We start from the raw sequence: 12493 nt of genomic DNA, 5'->3' as shown, positions 1-12493 counted from the left end.
GCCGGGAGCCTCACCCCGAAACGGCCCACCGGCCGGACGGGCAGGCCGTTCGGTCGAACGGTGAAACTACCTGGCAGAGTGCTCGTAGCGGTAGCCGACCGCCTTGCGGGCCGTCCCCTTGCCCACGACCTTGCCGGTGATCTTGCTGTACACGTTGAAGGAGTATTCCCGGTAGAGCGGATACGCGTTCAGGGTTCCAAACTTGCCCCGGGGAACGTTCCAGCTGCCCGCCATACTCTTCGTGCGCGATTTCGTGACGTCGAAGCCGACGGCGCCGGACACCGCCTCGGCGGTGATCGTGATCGTCGCACTCTTCGTATTGCTCACGGTCTCCATGGCGGTGAGGGTGAGTGTCATGGGACCTCGCCCCTGCACTACCGCAATGGAGCTCTTGCCCCGCACCAGCCCCTGATATTTGACGTTCTTGAAGCCGCAGTAGGCCGGGTTGAATTGGAGCCTGACGCTCCGGCACGGCGCCTGCGAGGCAGCTCCGGCCTCGCCAGTCATCCCCAGAGTGCCGGCGAGTACAGCAAGACCGACGGCCCCAGCCCGTGTGCCACGGAATACGGCAAAGCGAATTGTTCGCAACGGATTTCCCCTCGTTCTGCTGCTGGTCACGCAGCAGGAAGAAGGCTACCGATGTCAGGGGCACAACAGAGAACTGAACGAGCGCATCTGATCAACATTTGAGCCTTCTCTGCGCTGCCTCCGGTAGGGCTCGGATCGACCCGATGCGGTCCGAGCCCCCGGCTGAAATCGGCCGGACCTACCGCTTGTGCTGGCTGTCCGCGACCGTCACCTCGACGCGCTGGAACTCCTTCAGCTCGCTGTAGCCGGTCGTGGCCATCGCCCGCCGCAGGGCTCCGAAGAGGTTCATCGAACCGTCGGGGGTGTGCGACGGGCCGGTGAGGATCTCCTCCAGGGTGCCGACCGTGCCGAGGTCGACCTTCTTGCCGCGCGGCAGTTCCCCGTTGACCGCCTCCATGCCCCAGTGGTGGCCCTTGCCGGGGCCGTCCGTCGCACGGGCGAGCGGGGAGCCCATCATCACCGCGTCCGCGCCGCAGGCGATCGCCTTGGGGATGTCGCCGGACCAGCCGACGCCGCCGTCGGCGATCACGTGCACGTACCGGCCGCCGGACTCGTCCATGTAGTCGCGGCGGGCCGCGGCCACGTCCGCGACCGCGGTGGCCATCGGGACCTGGATGCCGAGCACGTTGCGCGTGGTGTGGGCCGCGCCGCCGCCGAAGCCGACGAGGACGCCCGCGGCGCCCGTGCGCATCAGGTGCAGGGCCGCCGTGTAGGTGGCGCAGCCACCGACGATCACCGGGACGTCGAGCTCGTAGATGAACTGCTTGAGGTTGAGCGGCTCGTGCGAGGAGGAGACGTGCTCCGCCGAGACCGTCGTCCCGCGGATCACGAAGATGTCCACGCCCGCGTCCACGACCGCCTTGGAGAACTGGGCGGTGCGCTGCGGGGAGAGCGCGGCGGCCGTGACCACACCGGAGTCGCGCACCTCCTTGATGCGCGCGCCGATCAGCTCCTCCTTGATGGGAGCCGCGTAGATCTCCTGCAGACGGCGGGTGGCCTGCTCGGCGGGGAGCCCGGTGATCTCGTCGAGCAGCGGCTGCGGGTCCTCGTGCCGGGTCCAGAGGCCTTCGAGGTTGAGCACGCCGAGACCGCCGAGCTCACCGATCCGGATGGCGGTGGCCGGGGAGACGACCGAGTCCATGGGGGCGGCCAGGAACGGCAGCTCGAACCGGTAGGCGTCGATCTGCCAGGTGATCGAGACCTCCTTCGGGTCCCGCGTGCGGCGGCTGGGGACGACGGCGATGTCGTCGAAGGCGTACGCCCGGCGGCCGCGCTTGCCGCGCCCGATCTCGATCTCAGTCACGTCTGTGGCCTTTCCCTCTTCGTTTCAGCGTCTTCCAGTATCGCCGACGGGTACGGCGAAGGCGGCCCCGGTGTGTCCCGGAGCCGCCCTGGAAATGCCGTGGAGACTACTTGCGGCTGTAGTTCGGCGCCTCGACCGTCATCTGGATGTCGTGCGGGTGGCTCTCCTTGAGGCCCGCGGAGGTGATGCGGACGAACCTGCCCTTGGACTCCATCTCGTCGATGGTGACGGCGCCCACGTAACCCATCGTCTGGCGCAGGCCGCCGACGAGCTGGTGCAGCACGTTGGAGAGCGGGCCGCGGTAGGGGACCTGGCCCTCGACACCCTCGGGCACGAGCTTGTCGTCCGAGGCGACCTCGGCCTGGAAGTAGCGGTCCTTCGAGTACGACCTGCCCTGGCCGCGGGACTGCATCGCGCCGAGCGAGCCCATGCCGCGGTAGGACTTGAACTGCTTGCCGTTGATGAAGAGCAGCTCGCCGGGCGACTCCTCGCAGCCGGCCAGCAGGCTGCCGAGCATCACGGTGTCGGCGCCGGCGGCGAGCGCCTTGCCGATGTCGCCGGAGTACTGCAGGCCGCCGTCGCCGATCAGCGGGATGCCGGCCGGACGGGCCGCGAGGGAGGCCTCGTAGATCGCGGTGACCTGGGGGACGCCGATGCCGGCGACCACGCGCGTGGTGCAGATGGAGCCGGGGCCGACCCCCACCTTGATGCCGTCCACGCCGGCGTCGATGAGGGCCTGGGCGCCGTCGCGGGTGGCGACGTTGCCGCCGATCACGTCGACGTCCACGCTCGACTTGATCTTCGACATCCAGCTGAGGGCGTTGCTGTTGTGGCCGTGCGAGGTGTCGACGACCAGGAAGTCCGCACCGGCCTCGGCGAGCGCCTGGGCCCGCTCCAGGGCCTCGGGGCTGGCACCGACGGCGGCGCCGACGAGCAGCCGGCCCTCCGCGTCCTTGGCGGCGTTCGGGTACTTCTCGGCCTTGACGAAGTCCTTGACGGTGATCAGGCCCTTGAGGACGCCCTGGTCGTCGACGAGCGGCAGCTTCTCGATCTTGTGCTTGCGCAGCAGCTGGATCGCCTCGCTGCCGGTGATCCCGACCTTGCCGGTGACCAGCGGCATCGGGGTCATGACCTCGTGCACGCGGCGGGAGCGGTCGGACTCGAAGGCCATGTCACGGTTGGTGACGATGCCGAGCAGCCGGCCGTCCGGGTCGGTGACGGGCACGCCGCTGATCCGGAACTTGGCGCACAGGGCGTCGGCCTCGGCGAGGGTCGCCTCCGGGTGCACCGTGATGGGGTCGGTGACCATGCCGGACTCGGACCGCTTGACCAGGTCGACCTGGTTGACCTGGTCCTCGACCGACAGGTTGCGGTGCAGCACGCCGACGCCGCCGAGGCGGGCCATCGCGATGGCCATCCGGGACTCGGTCACCTTGTCCATGGCGGCGGACAGCAGCGGGATGTTGACCCGGACGTTGCGGGAGATGCGGGACGAGGTGTCGACCGCGTTCGGGAGCACCTCGGATGCGCCCGGCAGCAGCAGCACGTCGTCGTAGGTAAGCCCGAGTGTCGCGAATTTTCCGGGCACTCCGTCGACGTTGGCAGTCATGACACCTTCCCCAAATGGCCTTGAACGGTGCGGATGTCCATGCTAACGGGAAGCACAGGCCCCAAATTCCACGGTACGACTCAGCTTCAGGCTTCGTATGTTCGTACGGAAATGAGCGCGAGCCCGTTCATCGGGGACGGCGGACCGTGCGGCGTCCGGGGCGACGGCCGTGCGGCGTCCGGGGTCGCGGACCGTGCGGCGTCCGGGCCGGCGGCCGTGCGGCTACTGCTCGGCCAGTGCGCGCAGCCGGCTCAGGGCCCGGTGCTGGGCGACCCGGACCGCACCCGGTGACATTCCCAACATCTGGCCGGTCTCCTCGGCGGTGAGGCCCACCGCGATGCGCAGGAGCAGCAGCTCGCGCTGGTTCTCGGGCAGGTTGGCGAGGAGTTTCTTGGCCCATTCGGCGTCGCTGCTGAGCAGCGCCCGCTCCTCCGGGCCGAGGGAGTCGTCGGGGCGTTCCGGCATCTCGTCCGAGGGAACGACCGTGGAGCCCGGATGGCGCATCGCGGCCCGTTGGAGGTCGGCGACCTTGTGGGAGGCGATGGCGAAGACGAAGGCCTCGAAGGGGCGGCCGGTGTCGCGGTAGCGGGGCAGCGCGAGGAGGACCGCCACGCAGACCTCCTGGGCCAGGTCCTCCACGAAGTGCCGGGCGTCGCCCGGAAGGCGGGACAGACGGGTACGGCAGTAACGCAGCGCGAGCGGATGGACATGGGCGAGCAGGTCGTGCGTCGCCTGCTCGTCCCCGTCGACGGCACGGTGGACGAGAGCGCCGATCGTCCCTACGGCGGTGACCGCCTCGTCGTCGCGCATCGGACCATCGTGCCCTGCGGCGGTCGGCGGTGTGGCACCACGTCCGTCGTTGTGCACCGAAGCGTTATGAGCAGGTGCGCCGGAACTCATCCCTTGCGCCCTCCCCTTCCGCTCGAACGACTCGTCCCCGAGAGACTCCACACCTCAAGGATGCGGCATCGGCGCCGAAACGAGCAGCGGGCCTGAGGCGCTCCGCCTTGCGTTCCCCGCCCACCGTGGGGTAGGCGGGGGCGTCCGGTCGGTCCGCAAACCCGCTGCGGTGCAGCTCACCGCCCTGCTACCGGACCAGTCCCCAGCGGAAGCCGAGGGCAACCGCGTGGGCACGGTCGGAGGCGCCGAGCTTCTTGAACAGGCGCCGGGCATGGGTCTTCACGGTGTCCTCGGAGAGGAACAGCTCGCGGCCGATCTCGGCGTTGGAGCGGCCGTGGCTCATGCCTTCGAGGACCTGGATCTCGCGCGCGGTGAGGGTGGGCGCGGCGCCCATCTCGGCCGAGCGGAGCCGGCGGGGCGCCAGCCGCCAGGTGGGGTCCGCGAGCGCCTGGGTGACGGTCGCGCGCAGCTCGGCGCGCGAGGCGTCCTTGTGCAGATAACCGCGGGCGCCGGCCGCGACGGCCAGGGCCACCCCGTCCAGGTCCTCGGCGACCGTGAGCATGATGATGCGTGCGCCGGGGTCCGCCGACAGCAGCCGGCGCACGGTCTCGACACCGCCCAGTCCGGGCATGCGCACGTCCATCAGGATCAGGTCGGAGCGGTCGGCGCCCCAGCGGCGGAGGACTTCCTCGCCGTTGGCCGCCGTCGTCACGCGCTCGACGCCGGGCACGGTCGCCACCGCGCGGCGCAGCGCCTCTCGGGCAAGCGGGGAGTCGTCGCAGACGAGGACGGATGTCATGACCGCCCTCCGCAGCTGATGCGCGTCACCTTGAGCCTCCAGGCTGGTACGGAATCGTCACCTGTGCGGTCGACCGTCTCGGACGCCTGCCCGAGCGCTTGTTGTTTCAACCGCCTCCGCACTCTCAACGACGGTCACTCGAAAGAGTTACGGGGCTGCGTGCCCACTTCGGCACTCTACGTGAGGGCGCGGACACGGTGCAGACATGGACGTCAGACCCTCAACTTTTCATCACATCCAATGCCCCATTTAGACCTTTTTCTTCCCGTTTCACGGTGTCTGGGGCTAGATTCGCAATGAGTCATATTTTCATCTCTCTAGACCGGAGATGTACGGTCGTTGGCACCGTATCCGCCCAGAACGGCTACAAGGGGTCACGTAATGGCAGATTTCTCCCGCCTTCCCGGACCGAACGCGGACCTGTGGGACTGGCAGCTCCTTGCTGCCTGCCGTGGGGTCGACAGCTCGCTCTTCTTCCATCCCGAGGGCGAGCGCGGGGCGGCTCGGAGTGCCCGTGAGAACTCGGCCAAGGAGGTCTGTATGAGGTGCCCGGTCCGCGCGGAGTGCGCGGCGCACGCGCTGGCGGTCCGCGAACCGTACGGCGTGTGGGGCGGCCTGACCGAGGACGAGCGCGAAGAGCTCATGGGGCGGGCGCGCAACAGGCTGGTGTCGGCGTCGACGACCAGCGGCGACCCCCTCCCCCACACCTGAAGGAACCGACTCCCCGCTCACACCTGAAATAACGTTTCTTCACACCACCGCAGCACCGACTGACGCCGACCGGGCCGTTCGTCGCCTCAGGCCCGCCGGGCCGCCCGGCCCAGTTGTTCCAGCGTCGCCGCCACGGCCGGCACCTGCGCCAGGTCCGGCAGCGTGAGGGCGACGATCTCCCGCACCACCGCGGGTTCCAGAGCCACCGTGCGCGCGCCCTTGGGGCGCACCGACTCGATCGCCAGCCGAGGCAGCATCGCGACGCCCAGACCGGCGCCGACCAGGCCGATCACGGCCGGGTAGTCGTCGGTGGCGAAGTCGATACGGGGCGTGAAGCCCGCGCTCTCGCACGCCTGGACGAGCTGTCCCCGGCAGCGCGGACAGCCCGCGATCCACGGCTCGCCCGCGAGATCCCCGAGAGCGACCGACTCGGCGCGGGCCAGCCGGTGCCGTTCGGGCAGCAGGCCGATCAGCCGGTCCGTCAGCAGCGGCCGCACCACCAGGTCGTCCCACTCCTCGGCACCCGCCGCGCCCTCGTAGCGGAAGGCCAGCGCGATGTCGCAGTCGCCCGCGCGCAGCAGCTCCACCGAGTTCGGCGGCTCGGCCTCCTCCAGCGAGACCCGGGTGCCGGGGTGGGCCGCGCGCAGGGCGGCCAGCGCCGTCGGGACCAGGGTGGAGCTGCCGCTCGGGAAGGAGACCAGACGGACCCGGCCCGCGCGCAGGCCGGCGATGGCCGCGACCTCCTCCTCGGCGGCCGTGAGCCCGGCGAGGATCCCGGAGGCGTGCCGCACCAGGGCCTCGCCCGCCTGGGTCAGGCGCATCTCACGGCCGTTGCGCACCAGCAGCGGGGTGCCCACGGAGGTCTCCAGGGCCTTCATCTGCTGGCTGACGGCGGGCTGGGTGCAGCCCAGCTCACGCCCCGCCGCCGAGAAGGAACCGGTGGTGGCGACGGCGCGCAGGACACGGAGATGACGGGCCTCGATCACCCCTCGATCATAAGGCGGACTTGGGCCGCGTACCCGATAGTGCGTCGACGCTTTGAGCACGATCCCGTACCGTCGGGCCATGGAGCTTCTCTCGCTGAACCTCGGAACCGCGACGCCCTCGCCCCACACGGACCAGAAGGACGGTGTGACCGGCATCGACAAGCGGCCCGTGACCGGGCCGGTCCGGGTGCAGGCACCGGGACCGAAGGGGGTCGCGGGCAGCGGCCTGGCCGGTGACGCGGTGTGCGAGCTGCGCCATCACGGCGGCGACGACCAGGCGGTGTACGCCTACGCGCGCGAGGACCTCGACGACTGGGAGAAGGAACTCGGCCGGCCGCTGCCCAACGGCTCCTTCGGCGAGAACCTCACGACAAACGGGCTGAACGTGTCGGAGGCGCTGATCGGCGAGCGCTGGCGGATCGGGCCGGTGGTCGTACTCGAGGTCACCTCGGGGCGCATCCCGTGCCGCACTTTCCAGGGCCATCTGGGCGAGCGGGGATGGGTGAAGAGGTTCACCCGCAAGGGTGCGACAGGCGCCTACCTCCGGGTGATCGAACCCGGTGACATCAGGGCCGGCGACCCGATCGAGATCGTGCACCGGCCGGCGCACGGGGTGACGGCGGCGATGGAGTTCCGCGCGACCACCACCGAGCGGGAGCTGCTGCCCCGGCTCCTCGCGGCGGGCGACGCCCTGCACCCGCAGGCGCTCGCGCTGGCCCGGAAGTACACGGCCGCGCAGCAGGACTGAACGGCTGTCCCTCCTTCCTCGTTCACCGGCGCTTCACCCATCGGGAGAGCTGGTGCGGGCAGCGGACGCGGCCGGTCCGGGTAACTACCCTTGGGCCATGACAACGGCTCTGATTACGGGATCGACCGCGGGGATCGGTGCCGCGTTCGCGCGGCGGCTGGCGGCGGACGGGCACAACCTCGTCCTGGTGGCGCGGGACACCAAACGGCTGCGCGAGCAGGCCACCGAGCTGCACGACCGGCACGGCATCGAGGCCGAGGTCCTCACCGCCGACCTCGCCGAGGACACCGGCATCGAATCGGTCGCCGACCGACTCGGCGACCGCAGGAGCCCGGTCGACCTGCTGATCAACAACGCCGGCTTCGGCAACAAGGGCCGCTATCTGGACGTCTCGATGGCCGACGAACTGAGGATGCTCAAGGTGCACTGCGAGGCGGTGCTGCGGCTGACCTCGGCGGCGGCCGACGCGATGCGCGAACGCGGGCGCGGCGGTGTCGTCAACGTCGCCTCGGTGGCGGCGTTCGTGCCCCGGGGCACCTACGGCGCGTCGAAGGCGTGGGTCGTGCAGTTCACCCAGGGCGCGGCGCGCGATCTGGCGGGGACCGGGGTCCGCCTCATGGCGCTGGCGCCGGGTTTCGTGCGCACCGAGTTCCACCAGCGGGCCGGGATGGGCACGGACAACATCCCGGACTGGATGTGGCTGGACGCCGACAAGCTGGTCGAGGCCGCGCTCAACGACCTGGCCCGCGGCAAGACCCTGTCGGTCCCGGACCCCCGGTACAAGGTGCTGACCGGCCTGGCGAAGGTGGCCCCGCACGGACTGCTGGGCGGGATCACCTCGAAGACGGGGCGCAAGTACGGGCCGCAGTGACGCCGCGGTGACGGCTGCGGTGCCGACCGCCAGGGTGGGAAAATAGGGCGTGACGGTACCGGACCCAGGGGGGCCGGAGGCGGTGGCATGACGTTCGTACAGCTCATCGAGTGCAGGACCAACCGGCCGGCCGAGATGAACCGGCTGATGGACAGGTGGGTCACGCAGACCAAGGGGAAGCGGACGGCGACGCACTCGGTGGTCGCCAAGGACCGCTCCGACGCGTCGCACGTCGTGGAGATCGTGGAGTTCCCCTCGTACGAGGAGGCGATGCGGAACTCCAACCGGCCGGAGACCGACGAGGTGCTCCGCGAGATGCTGGCGCTCTGCGAGGGGATGCCGACGTTCACGGACCTGGACGTGGTGCGGGACGAGCGGGTGTACGCCGACACCGCGCGGCGGTACCTCGAGACGATCGCGGCGCCCGGCCCGCTGGTCCCGCTGGACGGCCTGATCACCGAGGACTACCACGACCACGACCCGGTCGAGGGCCGGGACACCATCGGCATGGACGCGATGCGGCGCAAGCTGGAGATGTGGCGGGGGGCCTTCGACTTCTCGTTCCTCGTCGAGGACCAGATCACCCAGGACGACAGGGTGTGCACCAGATGGCTCTGGACGGGGGTGCAGAAGGCGGCGTTCATGGGGGTGGCGAACACCGGCCGGCAGGTCACCATGACCGGAACCACGATCCACCGCTTCGGCGCCGACGGGAAGATGGCGGAGGGCTGGCTGCAGTACGACCGGATCGGCCTCCTGGCACAGCTCGACGCGCTGGACGCGCTGGCGCACTAGCTCGATGCGGTGGACGGGCCGGCGCACCAGGCGGACCATCGAAGTACCCGCGAGGGGCGAAGCCCCCGCCTCCGGCGAACGACCGGGGACGGGGGCTTCAGCTGTCTTCGGTCTCCCGAGCGGGAGCGACATCGCATCTGCGCCGAGCCGGCGCGGCCGGACCTCTGTGCCGCCCCGCTGCCGCACCTGCATCCGCGAGGCCGGTCCGTCCAGGTCGTCGCCGGAGGAGGCGGAGTCCTCGTACTCCCGAGCCGGGCCGGTGACATGGGCCTCGCCGCGTCGCGCGGACCCTCAGTAGTCGTACCGGGCCTTGATGATCACGACTTCCTTCTCGGTGGCCCGGTAGACCAGCCGGTGCTCGTCGTCGATCCGGCGTGACCAGTAGCCCGACAGGTCGCCCTTCAGCGGCTCGGGCTTGCCGATCCCCGTGAAGGGGTCTCGCTGGATCTCCCCGATCAGACGGACCAGTTTGCCGAACAGCTTCTTGTCGGCGGACTGCCAGTAGAGGAGGTCCTCCCAACCGGTGGGACGGAACCGGACGTCCCTCACTCCCCGTCCTCCGCCATGGCCCTCAGCTCGTCCATGGGCCTCGTGATCAACGGGGTGTCGGCGGCTTTGTCCTCTGCGACGGCCGCCATGAGGCGGGCGGCGTTGGCGGGGCTGCGGAGCAGGTAGACGGTCTCCTGCCAGGACCGGAAGTCGTCGGCCGACATCAATATGGCGTCGCCGCCCTTGGAGGTGATCTCCACCGGTTCGTGATCGTCGTTGACCTGCTGGATGAGGGGGAACAGTCTGGCTCGGGCCTCGCTGGCGGTGATGGCCATGAACTCGTCCTCTCCAAGAGTGGTACCAACTTACGGTACCACTCCACTGGTACCACGGTCTGGTACCAGTCCGTGTGGGGTCCTGGCGGCGGGCGGTGAGCCGGACGCGCGTGGGCGGTCCGGCACAGCACTGTGCCCCGCCGCAAAGCGGCGGGGCACAGTCACCTACTGCTCACCGGCTGGGCCGGCGTGCCTCAGTGGGAGTGGCCGTGGGAGTGACCGGCGGCGGCCGGCTCCTCCTCTTCCTTCTTCTCGACGACCAGGGTCTCGGTCGTCAGCAGCAGGGAGGCGATGGAGGCCGCGTTCTCCAGGGCGGAGCGGGTGACCTTGACCGGGTCGATGACGCCGGCCTTGACCAGGTCGCCGTACTCGCCGGTGGCGGCGTTGAAGCCCTGGCCCTTGTCGAGCTCGGCGACCTTGGAGGTGATGACGTAGCCCTCCAGGCCGGCGTTCTCGGCGATCCAGCGCAGCGGCTCGACGACGGCGCGGCGGACCACGGCGACACCGGTGGCCTCGTCGCCGGTCTTGCCCAGGCCGCCCTCCAGCACCTTCGCGGCGTGGACGAGCGCGGAGCCACCACCGGAGACGATGCCCTCCTCGACCGCGGCGCGGGTCGCGGAGATGGCGTCCTCCAGACGGTGCTTCTTCTCCTTCAGCTCCACCTCGGTGGCGGCGCCGACCTTGATCACGCACACGCCGCCGGCCAGCTTCGCGAGGCGCTCCTGGAGCTTCTCGCGGTCCCAGTCGGAGTCGGTGTTCTCGATCTCGGCCTTGATCTGGGCGACGCGGCCGGTGACCGCACCGGACTCACCGGCACCGTCGACGACCGTGGTGTCGTCCTTGGTGACCGTGACACGGCGGGCGGAGCCCAGCACGTCCAGGCCGACCTGGTCGAGCTTGAGGCCGACCTCCTCGGAGATGACCGTGGCGCCGGTGAGGATCGCCAGGTCCTCCAGCATCGCCTTGCGGCGGTCGCCGAAGCCGGGGGCCTTGACCGCGACCGCGTTGAAGGTGCCGCGGATCTTGTTGACGACGAGGGTGGAGAGCGCCTCGCCGTCCACGTCCTCGGCGATGATCAGCAGCGGCTTCGAGGCGTTGCCCTGGATGATCTTCTCGAGCAGCGGGAGCAGGTCCGCGATGGAGGAGACCTTGCCCTGGTTGATGAGGATGTAGGGGTCCTCGAGGACGGCCTCCATGCGCTCCTGGTCCGTCACGAAGTACGGGGACAGGTAGCCCTTGTCGAAGGCCATGCCCTCGGTGAAGTCCAGCTCCAGACCGAAGGTGTTGGACTCCTCGACGGTGATGACACCGTCCTTGCCGACCTTGTCCATCGCCTCGGCGATGAGCTCGCCGACCTGCTGGTCCTGGGCGGACAGCGCGGCGACGGCGGCGATGTCGGACTTCTCGTCGATCGGGCGGGCCGTCGCGAGCAGGTCCTCGGAGATGGCGGCGACGGCGGCGTCGATGCCCTTCTTCAGGGCGGCCGGGGAGGCACCCGCGGCAACGTTCTTGAGGCCCTCACGGACGAGCGCCTGGGCCAGCACGGTGGCGGTGGTCGTACCGTCACCCGCGATGTCGTTGGTCTTGGTCGCCACCTCCTTCACCAGCTGGGCGCCGAGGTTCTCGTACGGGTCCTCGATCTCGACCTCGCGGGCGATGGTGACACCGTCGTTGGTGATGGTCGGGGCACCGAACTTCTTGTCGATGACGACGTTGCGGCCCTTGGGGCCGATCGTCACCTTGACGGTGTCGGCAAGCTTGTTGACGCCGCGCTCAAGGGCGCGACGGGCGTCCTCGTCGAACTTCAGGATCTTCGCCATGGGAGCGGTTCAGCCCTCTCGGAAAACGTGAGTGAAACGAACCGCGCCCCCGACGCCCGGCTTCATGAGATCGCGGGGGCCAGGGGCGCAGTTCAAAGCAGAATGTGCTTGGGGTGAACTACTTCTCGATGATCGCGAGCACGTCGCGAGCCGAGAGGACGAGGTACTCGTCGCCGTTGTACTTCACCTCGGTGCCGCCGTACTTGCTGTAGAGCACGACGTCGCCGACCTTGACGTCGAGCGGCAGGCGCTCGCCGTTCTCGAAGCGGCCCGGGCCCACGGCGAGGACGGCGCCCTCCTGGGGCTTCTCCTTCGCGGTGTCCGGGATGACCAGGCCGGAGGCCGTGGTCTGCTCGGCGTCGAGCGGCTGGACCACGATACGGTCCTCAAGCGGCTTGATGGCAACCTTGGAGCTGGTGGTCGTCACGATCCGACCTCCCCCTTCGGAGATCTCACGGGGTTAACTGTCTGAGGTGGCGACCAGGTGGATCCGTCGTCGCGGGTGCCGGACCTGCCCGTCGCGTTGTTGGCACTCTCAT

At 69.7% G+C, this 12493-nt stretch carries 14 protein-coding genes; 4 read left to right on the top strand and 10 right to left on the bottom strand.

What is annotated here, in order from left to right:
- Positions 1–66: 66 nt before the first annotated feature.
- The 5 genes from ACFY3I_RS28305 to ACFY3I_RS28285 form a co-directional block, all read right to left on the bottom strand.
- Positions 67–507, bottom strand: a complete 441-nt coding sequence (locus ACFY3I_RS28305; RefSeq protein ID WP_390863704.1) for a hypothetical protein — start codon at positions 505–507, stop codon at positions 67–69.
- Positions 508–766: 259 nt separating this feature from the next.
- Positions 767–1891: a GuaB3 family IMP dehydrogenase-related protein gene (locus ACFY3I_RS28300; protein WP_365283815.1), complete on the bottom strand. Its 1125-nt coding sequence runs from the start codon at positions 1889–1891 to the stop codon at positions 767–769.
- Positions 1892–1997: 106 nt separating this feature from the next.
- Entirely contained in the window at positions 1998–3500 is a 1503-nt protein-coding gene (gene guaB, locus ACFY3I_RS28295; RefSeq protein WP_365283813.1) for an IMP dehydrogenase, read from the bottom strand.
- Positions 3501–3722: 222 nt separating this feature from the next.
- A complete protein-coding gene (locus ACFY3I_RS28290) occupies positions 3723–4310 on the bottom strand; it encodes a sigma-70 family RNA polymerase sigma factor (protein ID WP_384029419.1) in 588 nt (195 codons plus the stop codon).
- A gap of 277 nt (positions 4311–4587) precedes the next feature.
- Positions 4588–5199, bottom strand: a complete 612-nt coding sequence (locus tag ACFY3I_RS28285) for a response regulator transcription factor (RefSeq protein WP_003948568.1) — start codon at positions 5197–5199, stop codon at positions 4588–4590.
- A 381-nt stretch (positions 5200–5580) separates the two neighbouring features.
- On the opposite strand from ACFY3I_RS28285, the gene ACFY3I_RS28280 reads away from it, so the two are divergent.
- Positions 5581–5910 (top strand): WhiB family transcriptional regulator, encoded by a 330-nt coding sequence (locus tag ACFY3I_RS28280; RefSeq protein ID WP_351693561.1) that lies wholly within the window; start codon positions 5581–5583, stop codon positions 5908–5910.
- An 86-nt stretch (positions 5911–5996) separates the two neighbouring features.
- Here ACFY3I_RS28280 and ACFY3I_RS28275 read toward each other — a convergent pair whose 3' ends face one another.
- Entirely contained in the window at positions 5997–6896 is a 900-nt protein-coding gene (locus ACFY3I_RS28275) for a LysR substrate-binding domain-containing protein (protein WP_365283810.1), read from the bottom strand.
- A gap of 79 nt (positions 6897–6975) precedes the next feature.
- Between ACFY3I_RS28275 and ACFY3I_RS28270 the strand changes: the two genes are divergently transcribed.
- The 3 genes from ACFY3I_RS28270 to ACFY3I_RS28260 all read left to right on the top strand — a co-directional run bounded on the left by ACFY3I_RS28270 (position 6976) and on the right by ACFY3I_RS28260 (position 9310).
- Entirely contained in the window at positions 6976–7644 is a 669-nt protein-coding gene (locus tag ACFY3I_RS28270; protein ID WP_365283808.1) for an MOSC domain-containing protein, read from the top strand.
- A 97-nt stretch (positions 7645–7741) separates the two neighbouring features.
- On the top strand, positions 7742–8515 hold the full coding sequence (locus ACFY3I_RS28265; RefSeq protein WP_390863701.1) for an SDR family NAD(P)-dependent oxidoreductase: 774 nt from the start codon (positions 7742–7744) through the stop codon (positions 8513–8515).
- Between the two features lie 87 nt (positions 8516–8602).
- Positions 8603–9310, top strand: coding sequence for an ester cyclase (locus tag ACFY3I_RS28260; protein ID WP_390863699.1), 708 nt, complete (start codon positions 8603–8605; stop codon positions 9308–9310).
- A 291-nt stretch (positions 9311–9601) separates the two neighbouring features.
- On the opposite strand, the gene ACFY3I_RS28255 is transcribed toward ACFY3I_RS28260, so the two are convergent.
- From ACFY3I_RS28255 to groES, 4 genes are all read right to left on the bottom strand, one after another.
- A complete protein-coding gene (locus ACFY3I_RS28255; protein WP_390863697.1) occupies positions 9602–9859 on the bottom strand; it encodes a Txe/YoeB family addiction module toxin in 258 nt (85 codons plus the stop codon).
- Entirely contained in the window at positions 9856–10134 is a 279-nt protein-coding gene (locus ACFY3I_RS28250) for a type II toxin-antitoxin system Phd/YefM family antitoxin (RefSeq protein ID WP_390863695.1), read from the bottom strand. The genes ACFY3I_RS28255 and ACFY3I_RS28250 overlap by 4 nt, the downstream gene beginning before the upstream one ends.
- 194 nt (positions 10135–10328) lie before the next feature.
- Positions 10329–11954 (bottom strand): chaperonin GroEL, encoded by a 1626-nt coding sequence (gene groL, locus ACFY3I_RS28245; protein ID WP_365283798.1) that lies wholly within the window; start codon positions 11952–11954, stop codon positions 10329–10331.
- A 118-nt stretch (positions 11955–12072) separates the two neighbouring features.
- The gene (groES, locus tag ACFY3I_RS28240; RefSeq protein WP_066995800.1) at positions 12073–12381 is read right to left on the bottom strand and encodes a co-chaperone GroES; all 309 of its coding nucleotides are present in this window, start codon (positions 12379–12381) and stop codon (positions 12073–12075) included.
- Positions 12382–12493 lie beyond the last annotated feature (112 nt).

The organism is Streptomyces sp. NPDC001068 (genome assembly GCF_042897315.1).
Taxonomy (GTDB): domain Bacteria; phylum Actinomycetota; class Actinomycetes; order Streptomycetales; family Streptomycetaceae; genus Streptomyces.
Note: the sequence above shows the minus strand (reverse complement) of the source record. Positions and strands in the feature narration are given on the sequence as shown.

Bases quoted from the DNA above. Each gene is read 5' to 3' on its own strand.
- ACFY3I_RS28265 (WP_390863701.1), top strand. From the start codon at position 7,742: ATGACAACGGCTCTGATTACGGGATCGACCGCGGGGATCGGTGCCGCG.
- ACFY3I_RS28270 (WP_365283808.1), top strand. From the start codon at position 6,976: ATGGAGCTTCTCTCGCTGAACCTCGGAACCGCGACGCCCTCGCCCCAC.
- groL (WP_365283798.1), bottom strand. From the start codon at position 11,954: ATGGCGAAGATCCTGAAGTTCGACGAGGACGCCCGTCGCGCCCTTGAG.
- guaB (WP_365283813.1), bottom strand. From the start codon at position 3,500: ATGACTGCCAACGTCGACGGAGTGCCCGGAAAATTCGCGACACTCGGG.
- ACFY3I_RS28285 (WP_003948568.1), bottom strand. From the start codon at position 5,199: ATGACATCCGTCCTCGTCTGCGACGACTCCCCGCTTGCCCGAGAGGCG.
- ACFY3I_RS28305 (WP_390863704.1), bottom strand. From the start codon at position 507: ATGACTGGCGAGGCCGGAGCTGCCTCGCAGGCGCCGTGCCGGAGCGTC.
- ACFY3I_RS28250 (WP_390863695.1), bottom strand. From the start codon at position 10,134: ATGGCCATCACCGCCAGCGAGGCCCGAGCCAGACTGTTCCCCCTCATC.
- ACFY3I_RS28260 (WP_390863699.1), top strand. From the start codon at position 8,603: ATGACGTTCGTACAGCTCATCGAGTGCAGGACCAACCGGCCGGCCGAG.
- ACFY3I_RS28280 (WP_351693561.1), top strand. From the start codon at position 5,581: ATGGCAGATTTCTCCCGCCTTCCCGGACCGAACGCGGACCTGTGGGAC.
- ACFY3I_RS28290 (WP_384029419.1), bottom strand. From the start codon at position 4,310: ATGCGCGACGACGAGGCGGTCACCGCCGTAGGGACGATCGGCGCTCTC.